The organism is Actinoplanes solisilvae (assembly GCF_003999975.1).
In the GTDB taxonomy this organism is placed as follows: domain Bacteria; phylum Actinomycetota; class Actinomycetes; order Mycobacteriales; family Micromonosporaceae; genus Actinoplanes; species Actinoplanes solisilvae.
In genome coordinates this window covers 94,762-113,196 of the sequence record NZ_RJAC01000003.1, presented here as the reverse complement: position 1 = coordinate 113,196, position 18,435 = coordinate 94,762, and the positions used below count along the sequence as shown (strand labels likewise).

Genomic DNA, 18,435 nt, shown 5'->3' with positions numbered 1-18,435 from the left:
AGGCGTCGGCGGCGTCGGTGGGCTCAGCGGCCACCGGGGGCCAGGGCGACAGTTCGACCGTACGCCCATTACGCCGAGTCTGCTGACAGCCGATGCCTGCTCCCGGCCGGCGTCAACAGGCGTAGGGTCAGGGTGTCGCCCTGGACCCCGGTGGCTCGGTATTTGGCCGCTGTGAGCGTTCGGTGTCGCGTCGCCCGCCGCAGCGATCGACTGCGTTTCGCACCCAGACTGTTCTCGGGCACGACTATCCGGCTGCGGCCGAAGTCAGGATCTCCCGCCATGTGGTACCTGTGGATCGCCCTCATCGTCCTTTTCGCCTTGGCGTCGCTCGCCGTGAAGGTCGTCAAGCAATACGAGCAGGGAGTCCTGTTCCGGCTCGGCAAGGTCATCGCCGTCCGGAAAGCCGGTCTCACCGTGATCATCCCGATCGTGGACGTGCTGAACCGGGTGAGCCTGCGCATCGTCACCATGCCGATCCAGTCGCAGGGCATCATCACCCGCGACAACGTCAGCGTAGACGTCTCCGCGGTCGCGTACTACCGGATCGTCGACGCCGAGAAGTCCGTCGTCGCGATTGAGAACGTCGGTGCGGCGATCAACCAGATCGCCCAGACCACGCTGCGCAAGGTGGTCGGCCAGCACACCCTCGACGAGACCCTGTCCGAGACCGACCGGATCAACATCGACATCAAGACGATCCTCGACATCGCCACCGAGGACTGGGGTGTCGAAGTCACACTGGTCGAGCTCAAGGACATCCAGCTCCCGGACAGCATGAAACGCGCGATGGCCCGGCAGGCCGAGGCCGAGCGGGAGAAGCGCGCGAAGATCATCGCCGCTGAGGGTGAGGCCCTGGCCGCCGACGCGCTGGGATCCGCCGCCGACATCATGATGGCCCACCCGCTCGCACTGCAGCTGCGCAATTTGCAGACCCTGGTCGAGCTCGGTGTCGACAAGAACAGCACCGTCGTGTTTCCCGCTCCGCTCATGAGCACCATCGGTGAGCTCGGCACGTTCCTGGCCCGGGAGAACGCGGCCGCCACCGCCGCGGCCACGACTCCGGCCAACGGCAAGATACTGCCCACGGCGTCCCTCTGATGTCCGGCCTCTTCTCCGTGACGCGGGCTGAGCCGCTGGCAGCCGACGAGCTGCGCCGCGTGGACGCGTACTGGCGGGCGGCGAACTATCTGTCCGTCGGGCAGATCTATCTGATGGGCAAGCCGCTGTTGCGCGAGCCGCTGTTGCCGGAGCAGGTCAAGCCGCGGCTGCTCGGGCACTGGGGCACCACCCCCGGCCTGAACCTGATCTACGCCCACCTGTCGCGGATCATCGCGGCCCGCGGCCGGGAGGCCATCTACGTGACCGGGCCGGGCCACGGTGGTCCCGGGCTGGTGGCCAACACCCGTCCAGCTCGCCGCTCAGCACAGCACAGCACCAGGAGAACCAGGATGCCTTCCGTTCAGATCGCAGACGCCCAGGCCGTGACCCGGGCGCTCGCGCACGCCACCACCGCGGCGAGCCATGCCCCGTCGATCCACAACACCCAACCGTGGCGGTGGTGGGCGCACGGCGATCACCTCGAGCTGTTCCTCGACGAGAGCCGGACCCTGGCCGTCGCCGACCCGGACCGCCGTCTGGCGATCCTGAGCTGCGGCGCCGCACTGCACCACGCCCTGGTCAGCCTCGCCGCGGACGGCCGGCACGCCACCGTGACCCGGCTGCCCGACAAGGCCAGACCCACACATCTCGCCACGGTCCGGGCCGATGCCCGGATCCCCGTCGAAGCTTCAGCGATCCGGCACCTGCAGACCATCGCGCTGCGGCACACCGACCGCCGGCCCGTGCAAAGCACCGCGATCGACGCTCAGAAACTGGGCTCGATCGCCGCCGCAGCCGAGTCGCAGAACACGTCGCTGCACGTGCTGCGCCCACGCCAGATCTTCGACCTGGCCTCCGCCACGGACCACGCCCAGAAGATCGAGTCCGAGGACGAGGCCTGGCAGGCGGAGATGGACCACTGGACCGGCGGTGACCGCATTCCCGGCACCGGCATCCCGGACACCGTCGTCGCCCGTGAGGCATCGCAGACGACGGTGCCCGGACCCGAATTCGGTCATCCCGGCAAGACGGCCATCGCGGACACCCACCACCGCACGGCCGTCTTCGCGATCCTCTACGGCCCCGGCGACGATGACCTCGACTGGTTACGAGCCGGGGAGGCCCTGTCCGCGGTGTGGCTCAAGGCCACCGAGCTCGGACTCTCGGTCGTACCGTTGAGCGCCACCATCGAGGTCACGCTCACTCGCGAAGCCGTCCGGCAGTTGCTGTCCGGCCTCGGCCATCCGTACCTCGTCCTGCGGTTCGGTGTCGTCGACGGCGCCACCGTCGGCCCGCCGCGCACACCTCGCCTGCCGGCCGAGCGAACCGTCGAACAGCCTTGACACGGCGAGGACCGTCACGGTCCACCCGACCCGGAGGCCCTGCAGCGAACGCCGCCGGCATCAGCAGCAGGAACGCGCGATGACCTCGCCGATCACCGGCCCCGCACACCCCAACCGGACGAGCGGCGCCATCACCGCCGACGAACCGCCGCCGGTGGCGACGCCCGGCGGGCTCTCCTGGGCGCAAGCGGCGGACCGGCTGGCGCGCGACGGCGGCAACGTGCTGCCCGTCCGCCGACCGCCGCCGTTGTGGCGGCGGGTCGTATCGCAACTACGGGACCCGCTCGTCCTCGTCCTTCTCGCCGCCGCCGGCTTCACCCTGGCCACCGCCGACTTCACCGACGCGTCGGTCATCCTGTTCGTGATCGTCGTGAATACCACCGTCGGGGTGATCCAGGAGGTCAAAGCCGAACGGGCGATCTCCGCACTGTCCGCGCTGACCGCACCCGCCGCCCGGGTGGTCCGCGACGGCAAGCACCGCGAGGTACCGGCTGCGGACCTGGTCGTCGGTGACCTGCTCGTCCTCGCCGAAGGCGACATCGTGCCCGCCGATGCCCACGTCGTCGAGGCCAACGCCCTGCTGATCGACGAAGCAGCCCTGACCGGTGAGTCCGCGCCGGTCGACAAATCCGCCGGCCCGGACGGTCCGGCGGCCGACGTGTCCGCCGGAACCGTGGTCGTCCGCGGGCGCGGACAGGCACTCATCACCGCGACCGGAGCGGCCAGCGCCATGGGCCGCATCGCCGCGATGATGACCGCCGCGCCCGCCATGACCCCTCTGCAACGCCGCCTCGCTGGGGTGGGCCGTCTCCTGGCCGCCGGCGCCCTGGTGCTGTGCGCCGTCGTCCTGGCCCTCGGAGTCTTTCGCGGCCAGCCGCTGCAACTTATGATCGTCACGGCGATCACCCTGGTCGTCGCCGCCGTACCCGAGTCTCTGCCGGCAGTCGTCACGCTCAGCCTCGCGCTTGGCGCCCGCCGCATGACCACTCGCAACGCCGTCATCCGAGGGCTGCCGGCGGTCGAGACCCTCGGCTCGGTCACCGTCCTGGCCACTGATAAGACCGGCACCCTCACCAAAGGTCAGATGGTCGTGCGACACCTGTGGACGCCCGCCGGAGAAGCCCTCGTCGAAGGTTCCGGTTACGCACCGCACGGTGACATCCGCCGCGACGACACGGTCGTGGCCGACGGTGACGCCCCCGACCTGTCGCAGCTGCTACGCGCGGCCGTACTGTGCAACGACGGCTCCCTGCAACCGCCGAACAGCGACAACCCGGACTGGCTGCCGGTCGGAGACCCCACTGAGGTAGCCCTGCTCACCGCCGCCGCGAAACTCGGCGTCGACCGCGAGACCCTCCACGCCCAGCTGCCCCGTATCGGTGAGGAGCCGTTCGACAGCATCCGCAAACGCATGTCGACCACCCACCGGCTCCCCGACGGCGCGACTCGGATCGTCTGCAAGGGAGCCCCCGAGGCGGTCCTGCAACCAGCGGTCCTCGCCGACCCCGCCGAGCTGGTCGACCGCGCAGCGGCCCGCGCGGACGCCCTCGCCGGCGACGGTTACCGGGTCCTCGCGGTCGCCCAGGCCGACTATCCGCCGCCCACCGACCCCCGTGCCCGCGAGGAGGGCCTGACCCTGCTCGGCCTCGTCGCGATCCTCGACCCGCCCCGGGCATCAGCCGGCGCGACCATCGCCGCGTGCCAGCGCGCAGGCATCACCCCGGTGCTGATCACCGGTGACCACCCGGCCACCGCCGGCGCGATCGCCGTCGAACTCGGCATCATCGACGCCGGCGACGACGTGGTCGACTGCCGTACCGCCGAGCCCGGCGCCCGCGCCGGACAAGGCGCCCGGGTCTTCGCCCGGGCAACCCCGCAGCAGAAGGTCGCCATCATCGACGCCCTCCGAGCCGCCGGGCAGGTCGTCGCGATGACCGGCGACGGCGTCAACGACGGACCCGCCCTGCACCGCGCCGACATCGGCGTCGCCATGGGCAAACGAGGCACCGAAGTCGCCCGGCAGGCCGCCGACCTGGTCCTGGCCGACGACGAACTCGCCACTGTCGTCGCCGCCGCCGAAGAAGGCCGCCGCGTCTACGCCAACATCCGCCGATTCCTGCTGTACGCCCTGTCCGGCGGCGCCGCAGAAATCGCCGTGATGCTCGCCGGCCCGTTCGTTGGCCTCGCCCTGCCACTGCTACCCGCGCAGATCCTGTGGATCAACCTGATCACCCACGGCCTGCCCGGACTCGCCCTGGGCAGCGAACCCGTCGACACCGACATCATGGACCGCCCGCCACGGCCGCCGTCCGAGACCATCCTCGGCGCCGGACTATGGCAACGCATCCTGCGCGTCGGCGTAGTCATCGCCGCGATCACCATCGGCGTCGGCGTCTGGGCGCACGCCACCGACCGTCCGTGGCAGACCCTGACCTTCCTCGCCCTCGGCGTCACCCAGCTCGCCGTCGCGCTGGGCTCTCGGGTTCGGCCCGGCACCCGGGCCAACCCGATGCTGCTCGCCGCCGTCGGCGCCGCACTCGCCCTGCAACTCGCCGGCATCTACCTGCCACCCCTGCAATCCCTGCTGGGCACCGAGCCGCTGGCGATCACCGACCTGCTCATCGTCACCGCGGTGGCCAGTCTCGGCTATGCCGCGATCCGCCTCGACCGGCGCGTGCACACCACCGACCGCCCGCCACCCCACCATGACCACGTCCCGTGAAATCCTCGGCTCGCCGAGTCTTGCTACCGCCCCCGGGCCGGCTGTCGCGCGGCGCCGGCCCGCCGCGTGTCGGCGGCAGGACGGCACCGGCGCGTTGCGGCTACTGGGAGGTGATGCTGGTGAAGCGGCGCAGTCGCAGGCTGTTGCCGACGACGAAGACGGAGCTGAACGCCATGGCCGCGCCGGCGATCATCGGGTTGAGCAGGCCGGCCGCGGCCAGGGGCAGAGCGGCGACGTTGTAGGCGAACGCCCAGAACAGGTTGCTCTTGATGACCTGCAGGGTGCGCCGCGACAGGCGGATGGCGTCGGCGGCGGCGCGCAGGTCGCCGCGGACCAGGGTCAGGTCGGAGGCTTCGATCGCGACGTCGGTGCCGGTGCCCATGGCCAGGCCGAGGTCGGCCTGGGCGAGGGCGGCGGCGTCGTTGACCCCGTCGCCGGCCATGGCGACGACCTTGCCCTGAGCCTGCATTCGTTTGACGACGTCGACCTTGCCGGCGGGCAGCACGTCGGCGATGACCTCGTCGATGCCGACCTCGGCGGCGACCGCCCGGGCGACGTTGTCGTTGTCGCCGGTGAGCAGGACCGGGGTCAGTCCGAGACCACGTAGCGCGGTGATCGCCTCGCGGCTGGTGGGTTTGACGGCGTCCGCGACGGTGAGGACTCCTCGGCCGTGGCCGTCCCAGCCGGCGACCACCGCGGTGCGGCCGGTCTTTTGCGCGGTGGCCACGGCTTGTTCGATCTCGTCGCTCAGGGTGTAGCCGTGCTCTCGTAGTAGTTGGGGCCGGCCGACGAGCACGTCGTGGTTCTCGACGGTGCCGGTGACGCCGAGGCCTTCCAGGTTTTTGAATCCGGTTACCGCGGGCAGCGGGCCTCGAGCGGCGCCGGCGTCGGCGATGGCTTGGGCGATCGGGTGTTCGGAGGCGGCCTCGACCGCGGCGGCCAGTCGCAGCACCTCGTTCTGGTCCTCGCCGTCGGCGGCCAGGGTGGCGGCGAGGGTCATCCGGCCGGTGGTGACGGTACCGGTCTTGTCCAGCACGATCGTGTCGACGCGGCGGGTGGACTCGAGGACCTCCGGTCCTTTGATCAGGATGCCGAGCTGAGCGCCGCGGCCGGTGCCGACCAGCAGCGCGGTCGGGGTGGCCAGCCCGAGTGCGCAGGGGCAGGCGATGATCAGCACGGCTACGGCGGCGGTGAACGCCGGTGTCCAGCCGTTGCCGGTACCGACCCACCAGCCCAGCGTGGCGGCGGCGAGGGTGATGACGATCGGCACGAACACCCCGGAGATGCGGTCGGCGAGGCGCTGAACGGCGGCCTTGCCGTTTTGGGCCTGCTCGACCAGTTTGGCCATCTGCGCGAGCTGGGTATCGGCGCCGACGCGGGTGGCTCGCACGATCAGGCGGCCGCCGGCGTTGACGGTGGCACCGACGACGGTGTCGCCGACCCCGACCTCGACGGGCACGGATTCGCCGGTGAGCATGCTCGCGTCCACGGCCGAGGTGCCGTCCTCGATGACGCCGTCGGTGGCGATCTTCTCGCCCGGCCGCACGACGAACCGGTCTCCTTCGGCGAGCTGTCCGACCGGGACGCGGACCTCGGTGTCGCCGCGGAGCACGACGACGTCCTTGGCGCCCATGTCGAGCAGGGCGCGCAGTGCCGCGCCGGCCCGCCGCTTGGAGCGGGCTTCGAAGTAACGGCCGGCCAGCAGGAAGGTGGTGACACCGGCGGCGGCTTCGAGGTAGATGGCGTCCATCCCGTCGGTGCCGCCGATGTCGAAGCTGAACGGATGCGTCAAGCCGGGCTGACCGGCGGTGCCGAAGAACAGTGCCCACAGTGACCAGCCGAACGCGGCCAGGGTGCCCAGTGAGACGAGGGTGTCCATGCTGGCGGCGCCGTGCCGCAGGTTGATCCACGCCGCTCTGTGGAACGGCAGGCCGGCATAGACGACGACCGGCGCGGCGAGCGTCAACGACGCCCACTGCCAGTAGGTGAACTGCCAGGCCGGGACCATCGCGAGCACGACGACGGGGATGCTGAGCGCGATCGCGGTGAACAGCCGGGTCCGCAGGACGCGCAGTTCGTCGACGGGCGGGGCGGGTTCGTCGACGGACGCCGGTGGCGGCGGAAGCGCCGCGGTGTAGCCGGTCTTCTCGACGGTGGTGATGAGATCGTCCGGGGTGATCGTGTTGTCGTAGGTGACGAAGGCCTTCTCGGTGGCGTAGTTGACGGTCGCGGTGACACCGTCGAGGCGGTTGAGCTTCTTCTCGATCCGCGAAGCGCACGAGGAGCAGGTCATGCCGCCGATCGACAACTCGAGCTGGTTCGGGGCTACCGGCAGCGGCCGCGTGGTCGTCATGGCTGCTTCTCCTCAACCGTGGGTGTGGCCGTCGGCGTCGTGTTCGGACGCGCTCGGCGCCGGCGACGGGGTGGTCGGGGCGGGGCTGGCCGGGGGCGGGGACGGCGAGGCGCCGGCGGTCGCGGTGAACTCGGCCGTACGGACCTTGCCTTGGTGCTGGAAGTCCAGATAAAGGCGGTAGTTGCCGGTGGAGGGGACGTCGGCGTGGAAGACGATCTCGGGACCGGCTTTCGTCCTGCCGTCGCCGGGCGCCCCGTCGGGGTGCACGTGAAGGTAGGCCAGGTCGGCCTCGCGCAGGGCGACGAGGTGGCCGTACGCGCCGAGGTAGGGCTGCAGGTCGGTGACCGGCTTGCCGCCCTTGCTCACCGACAGACTCAGCTGTGCCGAGCCGCCCGGGGTGAGGTCACCGGCGAGGGTGACGGTGTAGCCGTCGACGGTGGTGGTGCGTTCGGCCGGCGGCAGCGGGCGGGGCTGGTAGTCACCGGCGGCGGGAAGGTCCGCGCCGAGGGTCAGTCCGTCGGCGCGGCCGGCGGGCTGGAAGTCGGCGAAGACCCGGTACTGCCCGGCCTCGGTGACGGCGAGCGGGATCGACCAGGTGCCGTCGGCGGCCAGGTCCGGGTGTACGTGCTGGAAGCCGGACAGGTCCCGGCGCACCACGATCAGGTGGAGATCCTTGTCGTGGCTGACGGTGTAGTCGGTGACCGGCTTGTCGTCGGGTCCGACGATGCGGAACTGGAACGGTTTCGCGGCGCCGACGGCCAGGCCGGCGCTGATCGGCTGCAGACGGTAGCCGTCCTGGGTGACCTGCAGTCCGGCCGGCAACGCCGCGACGGCGGCTGCGGTGGCGGGCGCGTCGTGCTGGTTGTGGCCGGTGGGAGCGTCGGGGGCTGCGGAGGGGCCGACCGCGCGGCCCAGGCCGAGGGCCGCGGTGAAGACCACCACCAGTCCCAAGCCGAAGGCGCCCAGCTTGATGGGCGTGTTCACGACGACCTGACCAGGTTGTAACCCGCCTCGTCGACGGCGGCGGCCACCGCGGCCTCGTCGAGGGGCTGGTCGCTGGTGACGGTGACGCCGCCGGAGGTCAGGTCGACCCGCACTTCGGACACGCCGGGAAGCTGACGGAGCTCGGCGTCGACGGAGTTGACGCAGTGCGAGCAGGTCATACCGGTCACGGTGTAGGTGTTCCGGATCTCCATGGAGGTCTCCTCAAGTTTCTCAGCGGCCCGGAGCCGCCTCACTTCACCAACTATACCCATACCCCCTTGGGGTATGCATCAGGAGGGCCGAGAGTCGCATCGCAAAGCCTTCAGACAGGTGAAGCTCCCCGCGGTCTTTCACGCCGGCCGCGCGCGAGACGCGGCAGACCGGCGAGAACTCGCGGGGCGCTCGGCCGCTATCCCGGGCGGTGCCCGTGCCCGCCGCCCGGGGGTGGCGTGTGGTCGATGACCGTCGGCGTCCGCGGAGCAGGATCTTCCATCGTGGACCGCAAGGCGGGCCCGATCACCGTGGTCGACAGGGTGAACATCACCGCGTACGCGGCCAACGCGACGGCCGACCCTTTCCAGCTGAACCGGCGGTGCAGACGCAGCAGCATCGGCGCCATGAACACCAGGCCCACCACCGCGAACAGGACCGTACCGCCGGCCCCGGCGATCAGAGCGGCGCCGGCGAACCAGCCGATGTGGTGGACGAGGTGGGGCAGCAGCCCGAGAACCACGCCGAGCACAGCCGCAGCCGGGCGGGCACCCGCCCGGCCCTGACCCCCGGCCGGCGCCTTCGGGACCGCAGGCGGGGCACCGGACGTCACGGAAGCGCCTCGGCGGGATAGGCACGCCGATCAAGCCCGGCCGGCACTTCCAAGGGGCCGGCCGCGGCCTGCACCAGCAATGCCAGGGCATCGATCACGGCGGGGCGCTGCTCGACGGGGATGTTGTCCAGCAGCGCCGCGAAGCGAGCCGCCCGCGCCGCGGCGAGCTGCTGGGCGGCAGCCCTGCCCCCGTCGGTCAGCTCGAGCCAGACCAGACGGGCGTCGCCCGGACGTTTGCCCCGCCGCACCCAGCCGCGGCCGATCAACTGTCCGACCAGGCGGCTGACCGTGCTCTTCTCCAGCCGTAGCCGGCTCATGAGCTCGGTCTGCGTCAGCGCGCCGTCGTTGGCCAACTCGGCCATCGCGTGCACCTCGGACACCGGCACCACTTCACCGCAGGGCGTTCGGTCGGGCTGATGCAGGCCGAACGCGCGCACGAAAGCGCTGATCCGGTTCTGCAACGCCAGCACCTCCACGTCCATCATGGTTCCACCGTACAACTATCTAGTTCGACCGTACAACCATCAACGACGGTCCGCATGGGACGCAACAATCCACCGGTACGGTGTGCTGCCATGCCCTCGCGAAGCACACCAGTCGACACGGCATGACGTGGCAGACCGGGCTGCTCGGCTTCGCCGCCGGACTGCTCATCTCGCTCATCACCTCGCCCGTCGGGGTGTCCGGCGCCGTGTTCCTGCTGCCCGTGCAACTCAGCGTCCTGCACGTGCCCAGCCCGGCCGTCACACCGACGAATCTGTTGTTCAACATCGTGTCGGGCCCCGGAGCCCTGATGCGTTACCGCCGGTTCGGCCTGTTCGGACCGCTCACCCGCCTGCTGCTGGCCGGAACCCTGCCGGGCGTCGCGCTCGGGGCGGCGCTGCGCGTCTTCGCCGTTCCCGGCCCGCGCGTGTTCCGGCTGGTGGTGGTGGCCGTCCTGCTGCCGCTCGGGTTGTGGCTGTGCCTGCGAGCCCACCGCGGCCCCGGCCGGGAGCGTCCCCCACCGTCACGACGCAGCATTCTCGCGCTCAGCCTCGCCGTCGGCACCGTCGGCGGGATTTACGGCATCGGTGGCGGATCGCTCATCGGCCCTCTGCTGGCCGGCCGGGGCATGGCGATGAAACAGCTCGCCCCGGCCGCGCTCGCGTGCACCTTCATCACCTCCATCGCCGGCGCCGGAACGTACGTCTTGCTCGCTATGGTCACCCCGGGCGACGTCTCTCCGCTGTGGGTGATGGGCCTGCTCTGCGGCACGGGCGGGCTGATCGGCGGCTACCTCGGGGCCCGGTTGCAGCCCCGATTGCCGGAGACCCGGCTGCGACAGCTGCTCGGCGTCCTCGCGACCGCCCTCGCCGTGCTCTACCTGTTCCAGGCGGTGGCCTGATCAGGCCTTGATCGGCCCCGCAAGCGCAGGGTGTACGGGCTGTCCGGCCACTCGTGCAGGTCCACCCGATAGTGCCGGCCCTCGGTATGGGCCAAGGTCTGGTCGTCGTAATGCGGGGACACCGGGTTGCCCGACGCCCCGTGCCGGAGCACGTCCCACAGCTCAGGCCCGGACGGGGACATGTCGGCGACGAACCGCCACGGCGCCGCGTCGACCACTTCGCCACTCGGCCCCGCGGAGGTCAGGCAGACCGAGTGGGAGCTGCCGCCGACCGGGGTCGACGGCGTACCGAACAACGGGGCGAGTCCGGGAACCGCCTTGGCGATCGGGTGCTGGTCGCGGATCCGGTGCACCTGGTCATAACGCCACCGCGCCGGGTCGTCACCCAGATCAGCGGCGATCTGTCGCGCGGTCTCGGCCAGAGCGCGCCCCACGACGAGTGGAAGAGCTTCGGTGTCGCCGAGAGCTACCCGGGCGGCGGGATCGACCAGCAGGTGATCAACTTGCAATGCCACGTCCGGCATGGCCGCGGCCAGGTCCTCCCCGAGCCGGCTGCCGATCCAGTGCCGCGCGAGCGCCTGCATGAGCCGGAAGAACACCAGCGGCGCCGCCAGATGCCCGTGGTCGTGTCCGTCCCAGTCGACGAGCATCCGCCGGCACACATCCGCCGGCGAGGACTCAGGCGGCGCCTGGTCGATCGCGGCCAGCAGGATGGGCAGCACCCGGCGCGCCCGTCCGTCCAGGACGTCGGACTGCCACCGCGCACTCGCTTCGGCGGTGACCGCCCGCTCCTGGGTGATCAGCTCCTCGATCCGCTCCGCCCGATACGGCGGCAACCAGTCCATCCCGAGGTCAACCGGGGCCCCGTCGGGCAGCAACCGGTGGTTGGCGGACACGATGTAACCCTCCGCGGGGTCGACCGCCTCAGGCAGCTCGTCGAAGGTCAGAAAGTGCTGCCACGAACGCGCCACCCGGTGATATTCGGCCGGGACGGTTCCGCTGCCCGCTTCTCTCATCGGGATGTTGCCGGCCGTTTTCAAGGCGATGGTGCCGTCGCGGCCGGCGACCAGAACATTGAGAACCGGCACTCCGAACGACCGCAACGCATCGCGGAGTTCACCGTAGTCACCGGCCCGCCACATCTGCTGGCAGGCCGCGATCTCCGCCGATGGCTGCAAGCCGCTCCAGAACAGCCCGTGCCGCGTGCCTGGGTTCGAGCCGGGCAGGGTCAGCTCGACGTGGCGATCGCCACCGGCCGCCCGGACCGGGACGGATTCACCGCCCCGTACGGTAATGACGCTTTGCTCGGTCCACTCCGGAACGACTGAGGTGGGAAGGGCGCAGAGATCCTGAGTGTCGACGGTGGCGTTGGTGACACCCCATGCCAGGTTGTGGTTGGCTCCGGCGACCAGGCCGGGCAGACCGGGCACAGTGACACCGTAGGCCGCCGCACTGTCCTGCGGTCCGTCGAGCCGTAGGCCCATCTGATACCACATGCTGGGTTGAGTCACGACGATGTGCGGGTCGTTGGCAAGCAGCGGATGGCCTGTCGCCGTGCGGGCTCCACAGACGACCCAGGCGTTGGAGCCGGTCGGATTTTCGCCGCTCAGCAGCGTGCTGAACCAGGCCCGGGACGCGGCTGGCAGGTCAGCCGTCGACGGCTCGGCCGCGCCGGGTTCGATCGGCCCGGCGGACAGGTGAGTGCGGACGGTGACCGCTCCTTCAGCGGGATATCGCGGCGTGCTGAAAGCCGCGGCATGCTCGGGGCTTTCCTGAGCCACCCGCGCGCGGAACGCCTCGTGCGCAAGATTGCGGCCGAGGTCGAACCCCAGGTATTTGATGACGACGATCGAGTCCTGAGGGGTCCAGGGTTCGGGACGGTAGCGCAGCAACAAGAATTCGACCGGTAGACCCCCACGACGCCGCATCCGCCGGACAGCCGCGTTGACACCGTCACTGAAGGCCCTCAGGTTCGCCCCATGCTCGTCGGAGAGCAGCGGTTCAGAGAGACGAGCGAGCCGCCCAAGACCGACTTGGCGAGCTTTGACGTCCTCGTCGATCAGGGCAGCGCCGAAGATCTCAGCCAGCCGTCCACGGGCCCGGCGTCGCAACACGTCCATCTGCCAGAGCCTGTCGACCGCCTGCGCATACCCGACAGCGAAGTACAGGTCGTGCTCGACAGCTGCCGAGACGAAAGCAATTCCACGCTCGTCTCGCCCGATGTCGGCACCTTCGACCAGTCCGGGGAGGCACAGGCGGCCACTGGTCCGCTGAGCACGGACGCTGGGCACCGCCAGCAGCCGCAAGCCTTTCTCACGCCAGTTCATCAGACTGTTCCTTCTTCACGATGGACGCGTCACCGGCCAACCCGGGGACCCGGCGGCCGACGAGGAGATAGATGAACACGCTGGCCAGGGCGAACACGCCGACGCCGAGGAACATCGTCGTGCCGCCGTAGGCGCCGAGCAGCAGACCACCGGTGAACGGACCGATGAACACCCCGATCTGGGCGAAGGTCTGCGCCCCGAAGTAGGCGCCGCGGCTCTCCTCCGGTGCGATGCGGTCGATGATCGCGAACTCGGCCGGATAGATGAGGATCTCGCCCAGCGAGAACACCACCATCGCGACGATGAAGTGCCAGACGTTGCCCGCCAGCGCGAATCCGACCATGCCGGCGACAGTCAGCAAGCCCCCGACGGTGATCGACGTGACGGGGTTACGTTTCACCATGAAGCGGGAGACGAACACCTGCAGTACCACCACGGTGACCGCGTTGGTGGCCAGCACGTAGCCCAGGATGGTGACACCGTCGGCGAAGCCGACCGACAGGTACTGCGCGAGCAGTGAGGAGATCCGGCCGTGCACGGCCTCCAGCAGCAAACCGGCGAGAATCAGAAACAGCAGGCGCCGGTCGATCGCGACGATCCGGGCACTGTCCGCCAGCCCTCGCAGCACGCTGCCGAAGTGCTGCTTCCCGGCTTCACCGCCGCCCAGCCTTCCGGCGGCGGCTTTCGGAGCCAACCGGAGAACGGCGACCAGACCGACCAGGTAGAGGCCGTAGCCGACCGCGCCGGCCAGGAACGCCGCCCGGCCGCCGGCCAACCCGACCGCCGCCCCGACGACCGGGCCCACGGCGTAGCCCATGTTGGTAGCCATGTACTGGTACGAGAACGTCTTCGCCCGGCGCTCCCGCGGGAGCAGGTCGCTGAGCAGCGCCTTGCCGACCGGCGCGAAGGAGCTGCTGCTCAAGGCCAGCGTCGCGTTGAAGACGAAGACGGCCAGGACACCGTCGCTGAAGTAGAGACCGAGGAAGGAACCCATCACGCCGAGCAGCGAGACCACCAGCAGCCGCGCGCGCCCGAGCAGGTCGGACAGGGAGCCACCGACGAACCCGGCGAAGATCGAGAAGAACACCGACGAGCCGATGATGAAGCCGATCATTCCCGGTTCCAGGCCGAGGTCCTTGCGCAGGAACACGGCCAGGAAAGGGATGGTGACCGAGTTGGCCAGACTCATGATTCCGGCCCCGGCGATCAGGACCCGGGCGAGGACGGGGAACGGCGCGGTTGCGGTGGTAGGCGTCATCGCGCTGCGCTGTCCCGTCGCGGCGCCTCGCAAGCGTCATCGTGCTCGCCGAGGAACCGGCGGAGCAGCTCGGCCAGGCGTCGGGCGTGCGGGTTGCGCAACATGCCCTCGTGGCTGGCGTCGATGTGTTCGACCTGTAGCGTGCCGGGCAGATGCCGTGCCCAGCCCGATGGGTCTGCTGCGCCGGGCCGCCCAGCCGTGCCGGTCGCCCGGACCAGGAGGGTGGGGTAGTCGGCCGGCCGCGACGCAGGCCAGCGGAGATCGCACATCTGCCGGTAGGTCTGGAAGGTCGCCGTCAGTCCGCCGTCGAAGAATCCCGCCGCGTGCGGTCCGATGATGTTCTCCACCCGCTCCAGGATCGATGTGGTCGATTCGGTCCGCAGCAGTTGCCTCAGATCGGTGTCCTGGTGCCGGGCGAGGTCGGGGAACAGACCGCCGAGGGTGGCCAGGAACGCGAGGAACTGGTCATCGTGACCTCCTGACAGTGCCTTCGTCATGGCAGCCGGGTCGAGAGCGTCGAGCAGAGCCAGGCCGGCGACCGGCACGCCGCGATCGCGCAGTTGCTCGGCGACGTACAGGGCCAGGCAGCCGCCGTAGGAATGGCCGACCAGGTGAACGGGACCGCCCGACGCGCCGGCGATGACTCGCGCACACGACGCGGCGAGGTCGGCGGCGTCCGGGCGGCCCGCGAGCGACCGTACGAGGTCGGCGGTGGACACGGCGGAGAAGCTGCGGTCCTGGAAGTGGGCGGAGAGCTGAGCGAAGGACTCCCCCATGCCGAGCACGCCGGGCAAGGCGAAGACCGGCGGCCGGTCCGCGCCATTCCGCCGGAGCCGTACCAGTGCATGATCGCGACCGGGCGCACCCGTGCGGGCCGGCGGCGTGGACGGCCCAAAGTTATTCAACGGCTGCGTCCGAGCTTCGGCCGAGCTGCTGAAACGGGTCAGCATCGAACCGAACTCGTCGGCCAGATCGGCGATCGTGCCCCGCCGGAACAGGCCTGTGTGGTAGCGCCAGCGCAGCGTCAGCTCGCCGTCGTCCTCGACGGCGTCGAGCATCAGCTCAGCCTGGGCGCCGAGCTCAGGGCTGCGTACGGAGGTGACGTCCAGCCCGTCGAAGTCGAGGACCGGCGGCTCGTTGTTCTGCAGGACCAGCATCATCTGGAACAGCGGTGCGTGATCCGGATGGTGCGGCGGGTTGAGCCGTCTGAGCAGCGAGGCCAGCGGGACGTGCTGGTGTTCCAGGTCACGGGTGGTCTGTTCGTGCACCCGGGCCAGCAGGGCCCGGAAGGTGGTGGCGCCTTCCAGACGGGTTCGCAGGACCAGGGTGTTGACGAACATGCCGATCACGTCGTCGAGCTCCGACACCGGCCGGCCGGCAACGGCGCAGCCGATGACGATGTCGTCGGTGCCCGAGCGGCGGGCCAGCAGCAACGAGAACGCGGCCTGCAGGAAGGTGAACAGGGTGACGTTCTCGTCGCGGCAGGTGTGCCTGATCGTCTCGGTGACCGGGCCCGTCAACGTGGTCGTGACGGTGTCCGCGGCGTTGGTCCGCGCCGGTCTTGGGTGGTCGAGGGGCAGCCTGTGTACGTCGGGCAGCGAAGCCAGGCGTTGCTCCCAGTACACGAGGTCTGTTTCCGCCGCCGGGCTCTCGAGCCACCTGTGCATGCTGTATGCGTAGTCGGCGTAGGTGTAGGGCAGCGGTGCGAGCGGCATCGGTGCGTCCGGGTTGCTGCGGAAGTGGCCGTACAGGGCCTTCAGTTCACGGCTGAGCAGGGCGATGGACCAGCCGTCGGCGGCGATGTGATGCGCGGTGACGAACAGGACGTGCAGGCCCGGGGCGACTTCGGCCAGGCGTACCCGCAGCATGGGATCTTTGCCCAGGTCGAATGGCCGGACCGACTCGCGGTGAGCCCATCGGTCGATGCTCTCCCGCCAGTCCTCCCCCGGCATCCGGGGCAACTGTTCGGCCTGGAGCAGCAGGGGTGCCGGGGGTTGGATGACTTGGACAAGATCGCCGTTCTCCACCCGCAGCACGGTGCGCAGCGGGGCGTGCCGCTCGACCACGACGGAGAAGGCCCGTTGCAGCGCTTGCACATTCAGGCCTCCCTCGAGCAGCAGGGTGCTGTGCAGGTGGTAGGCCGCGCTGTCCGGTTGCAGCTCGGACAGGAAGTACAGCCGTCGCTGGGCGTCGGTGGCCGGCTGGTAAACGTCCCTGGGTGCTTTCTCGAGGCTGACACCCCCGCTGCGGTGGCGCGAGGGCTCGGCCTGGCGGTCCCGGACGGCGGCGGCCAGCGCGCGTGCGGTGGGCTCACGCAGGAATTCGCGCAGCGGCACATCCACGTCGAAGGCGGATCGCACGGCGGCCAGCAGGCGGGTGGCCAGCAAGGAGTGGCCACCCAGATCGAAGAAGCCGGCTTCCGGATCGGCTCGGTCGAGGTGCAGCAGTTCGGTGATGATCTGCAGAATCCGGCCTTCGACCGCGTCGGCCGGATCGCGCTCGGGGCCGGCGGGCAGCGTCAGGGCCGCAGCCGTGCCGGGATCGGGCAGTGCCTTGCGGTCGGACTTGCCGTTCGCGGTGAGCGGCAGCCGTTCGAGCGGAATGAACAGCCGCGGAATCATGTAGCCGGGCAGTGTCACCGCGAGCGCCTCGTGCAGTGACTCGACCGACAGTGTCGCTCCGCCCGCGCCGACGACGTAGGCGATCAAGCTGTCGCCTCGTCCCGGGAGGTCACGGACGACGACCGCGGCTTCGGTGACCTGTGCAACGGCCCGTAAAGCCTGCTCGATCTCGCCGAGCTCGATCCGGTAGCCGCGGATCTTCACCTGGTCGTCCTTGCGGCCGTGGAAAGCGAACGCGCCGGCAGAGGTGAGCCGGGCCAGATCACCGGAGAGATAGCCGCGGCCCTGACCGCCTGGCAGGTCGATGAACCGTTCCTCGTTGAGCTCGGGGCGGTTGAGGTAGCCGAGGCTGACACCCGGCCCGGTCACCACGAGCTCACCGATCTCGCCGGCCGGTACGGGCGTCCGAGCGTCGTCCAGCAGAACGAACCCGGTACCGGAAATGGGCCAGCCGATCAGTGATTCCCGCAGGGACAGTTGATCCTCGGTCACCCGGTGGAAGGAGGACAGGATCGTGGTCTCGGTGATGCCGTAGCCGTTGAGCAGACGAGGCGACTCGTCGCCGTACTTGGCGAACCAGGCAGCCAGGTCGGAGAAGTGCAGCGTTTCCCCTCCGAAGATCACCCACCGCAGCGGCAGCCGGTCCGCGAAGCGGGTGTCCTCGGTGATCAGTGGGGTGAAGGCCGAGGGAGTCTGGCAAAGGACGGTGACTCGTTCGTCGCGCAACAGCCGCCGCAGCGTCGCAGGGTCCTGCGCGGTCGGCGCCGGTACGACGACCAGCCGGCCGCCGTGCAGCAGAGCGCCCCACATCTCCCAGACGGAGAAGTCGAAGGAGAACGAGTGGAACAGCGTCCATACGTCGTCGGGACCGAAGTGGAATTCCCCCTCGCCGGCGGCGAGCAGGCTCAGCAGGTTGCCGTGCGAGACCTGTACTCCCTTGGGGCGGCCAGTGGTGCCGGAGGTGAAGATGATGTAGGCCCGGGTGTCCCGGTCGATCATGGTCTGATCCGCCGTGCCGGTCGCCTCCGGCAGTGGCTCGCCGACGACCACGGCGGGCACCCCGCCGGGGGCGATGCCGGTCAGCGACCGGGACGTGATCAGGGCGGCGGGTTCGGCGTCCTCGACGATCATCTCCAGCCGCGCCGGTGGCGAGTCCGGATCCAGCGGCACATACGACGAGCCGGTACGCACCACAGCCAGAGCCGCCGCCACCATCCACGCCGAGCGCTCCAGCAGGATCCCGACCGGGCGGCCCGGATCGGCTGTCACCGCGCGCAGAGCCGCGGCCAGCCGATCAGCGGTCTCGTCCAACTGGCGGTAGGTCCAGCTCCGGAGCCCGTCCTGAACGGCTGTGCGGTCAGGATGCTGGGCGGCCACTGCGGCGAAGGCCTCCACCAGGTGTTCTGCCCGACGCGGGGCGGCGGCGGCAGCGGGGGCGGCGGGGGCGGCGCGGCGCTGGGCAACACGTCGGCGCAGTAGCTGCGCCCGGTTCTCGGTCATCGGTTCTCCTTCGCTCGCGTCA

12 protein-coding genes and 1 pseudogene are annotated in these 18,435 nt (G+C 70.2%); 5 read left to right on the top strand and 8 right to left on the bottom strand.

The window, feature by feature from the left end:
• The first annotated feature begins 279 nt into the window (after positions 1–279).
• The 4 genes and pseudogenes from EER30_RS11415 (at position 280) to EER30_RS11405 (ending at position 5,163) form a co-directional block, all read left to right on the top strand.
• Positions 280–1,098 (top strand): slipin family protein, encoded by an 819-nt coding sequence (locus tag EER30_RS11415; RefSeq protein WP_127500364.1) that lies wholly within the window; start codon positions 280–282, stop codon positions 1,096–1,098.
• Positions 1,098–1,403, top strand: a pseudogene (locus EER30_RS47880) (phosphoketolase family protein); the annotation flags it as partial. The gene EER30_RS11415 and the pseudogene EER30_RS47880, both read left to right, overlap by 1 nt.
• Positions 1,404–1,448: 45 nt before the next feature.
• Complete coding sequence (locus EER30_RS49905; RefSeq protein ID WP_432417533.1) at positions 1,449–2,441, top strand: Acg family FMN-binding oxidoreductase; 993 nt, start codon at positions 1,449–1,451, stop codon at positions 2,439–2,441.
• A gap of 79 nt (positions 2,442–2,520) precedes the next feature.
• Positions 2,521–5,163, top strand: a complete 2,643-nt coding sequence (locus EER30_RS11405) for a cation-translocating P-type ATPase (RefSeq protein WP_127500362.1) — start codon at positions 2,521–2,523, stop codon at positions 5,161–5,163.
• Between the two features lie 100 nt (positions 5,164–5,263).
• On the opposite strand, the gene EER30_RS11400 is transcribed toward EER30_RS11405, so the two are convergent.
• The 5 genes from EER30_RS11400 to EER30_RS11380 all read right to left on the bottom strand — a co-directional run bounded on the left by EER30_RS11400 (position 5,264) and on the right by EER30_RS11380 (position 9,808).
• Complete coding sequence (locus EER30_RS11400; RefSeq protein WP_127500361.1) at positions 5,264–7,516, bottom strand: heavy metal translocating P-type ATPase; 2,253 nt, start codon at positions 7,514–7,516, stop codon at positions 5,264–5,266.
• Positions 7,517–7,528: 12 nt separating this feature from the next.
• Positions 7,529–8,500, bottom strand: a complete 972-nt coding sequence (locus EER30_RS11395; protein ID WP_127500360.1) for a DUF8832 domain-containing protein — start codon at positions 8,498–8,500, stop codon at positions 7,529–7,531.
• Positions 8,497–8,712 (bottom strand): heavy-metal-associated domain-containing protein, encoded by a 216-nt coding sequence (locus EER30_RS11390; protein ID WP_127500359.1) that lies wholly within the window; start codon positions 8,710–8,712, stop codon positions 8,497–8,499. Before EER30_RS11390 ends, EER30_RS11395 begins: the two co-directional genes overlap by 4 nt.
• A gap of 197 nt (positions 8,713–8,909) precedes the next feature.
• Complete coding sequence (locus EER30_RS11385; protein WP_127500358.1) at positions 8,910–9,323, bottom strand: hypothetical protein; 414 nt, start codon at positions 9,321–9,323, stop codon at positions 8,910–8,912.
• Positions 9,320–9,808 (bottom strand): MarR family transcriptional regulator, encoded by a 489-nt coding sequence (locus tag EER30_RS11380; RefSeq protein ID WP_127500357.1) that lies wholly within the window; start codon positions 9,806–9,808, stop codon positions 9,320–9,322. Before EER30_RS11380 ends, EER30_RS11385 begins: the two co-directional genes overlap by 4 nt.
• A 122-nt stretch (positions 9,809–9,930) precedes the next feature.
• Between EER30_RS11380 and EER30_RS11375 the strand changes: the two genes are divergently transcribed.
• Complete coding sequence (locus EER30_RS11375; RefSeq protein ID WP_127500356.1) at positions 9,931–10,707, top strand: sulfite exporter TauE/SafE family protein; 777 nt, start codon at positions 9,931–9,933, stop codon at positions 10,705–10,707.
• On the opposite strand, the gene EER30_RS11370 is transcribed toward EER30_RS11375, so the two are convergent.
• From EER30_RS11370 to EER30_RS11360, 3 genes are read right to left on the bottom strand one after another with little or no spacing between them, the layout of a single operon-like run.
• Positions 10,683–13,034 carry a penicillin acylase family protein gene (locus tag EER30_RS11370; protein ID WP_127500355.1) on the bottom strand — a complete coding sequence of 784 codons (2,352 nt, stop codon included), beginning with the start codon at positions 13,032–13,034 and terminating at the stop codon, positions 10,683–10,685. The genes EER30_RS11375 and EER30_RS11370 overlap by 25 nt on opposite strands.
• Positions 13,021–14,292 (bottom strand): MFS transporter, encoded by a 1,272-nt coding sequence (locus EER30_RS11365; RefSeq protein ID WP_127500354.1) that lies wholly within the window; start codon positions 14,290–14,292, stop codon positions 13,021–13,023. Before EER30_RS11365 ends, EER30_RS11370 begins: the two co-directional genes overlap by 14 nt.
• Positions 14,289–18,413 (bottom strand): non-ribosomal peptide synthetase, encoded by a 4,125-nt coding sequence (locus tag EER30_RS11360; RefSeq protein ID WP_127500353.1) that lies wholly within the window; start codon positions 18,411–18,413, stop codon positions 14,289–14,291. Before EER30_RS11360 ends, EER30_RS11365 begins: the two co-directional genes overlap by 4 nt.
• Positions 18,414–18,435: the final 22 nt, after the last annotated feature.

Bases quoted from the DNA above. Each gene is read 5' to 3' on its own strand.
- EER30_RS11380 (WP_127500357.1), bottom strand. From the start codon at position 9,808: ATGATGGACGTGGAGGTGCTGGCGTTGCAGAACCGGATCAGCGCTTTC.
- EER30_RS49905 (WP_432417533.1), top strand. From the start codon at position 1,449: ATGCCTTCCGTTCAGATCGCAGACGCCCAGGCCGTGACCCGGGCGCTC.
- EER30_RS11390 (WP_127500359.1), bottom strand. From the start codon at position 8,712: ATGGAGATCCGGAACACCTACACCGTGACCGGTATGACCTGCTCGCAC.
- EER30_RS11375 (WP_127500356.1), top strand. From the start codon at position 9,931: ATGACGTGGCAGACCGGGCTGCTCGGCTTCGCCGCCGGACTGCTCATC.
- EER30_RS11400 (WP_127500361.1), bottom strand. From the start codon at position 7,516: ATGACGACCACGCGGCCGCTGCCGGTAGCCCCGAACCAGCTCGAGTTG.
- EER30_RS11360 (WP_127500353.1), bottom strand. From the start codon at position 18,413: ATGACCGAGAACCGGGCGCAGCTACTGCGCCGACGTGTTGCCCAGCGC.
- EER30_RS11365 (WP_127500354.1), bottom strand. From the start codon at position 14,292: ATGACGCCTACCACCGCAACCGCGCCGTTCCCCGTCCTCGCCCGGGTC.
- EER30_RS11415 (WP_127500364.1), top strand. From the start codon at position 280: ATGTGGTACCTGTGGATCGCCCTCATCGTCCTTTTCGCCTTGGCGTCG.
- EER30_RS11370 (WP_127500355.1), bottom strand. From the start codon at position 13,034: ATGAACTGGCGTGAGAAAGGCTTGCGGCTGCTGGCGGTGCCCAGCGTC.
- EER30_RS11405 (WP_127500362.1), top strand. From the start codon at position 2,521: ATGACCTCGCCGATCACCGGCCCCGCACACCCCAACCGGACGAGCGGC.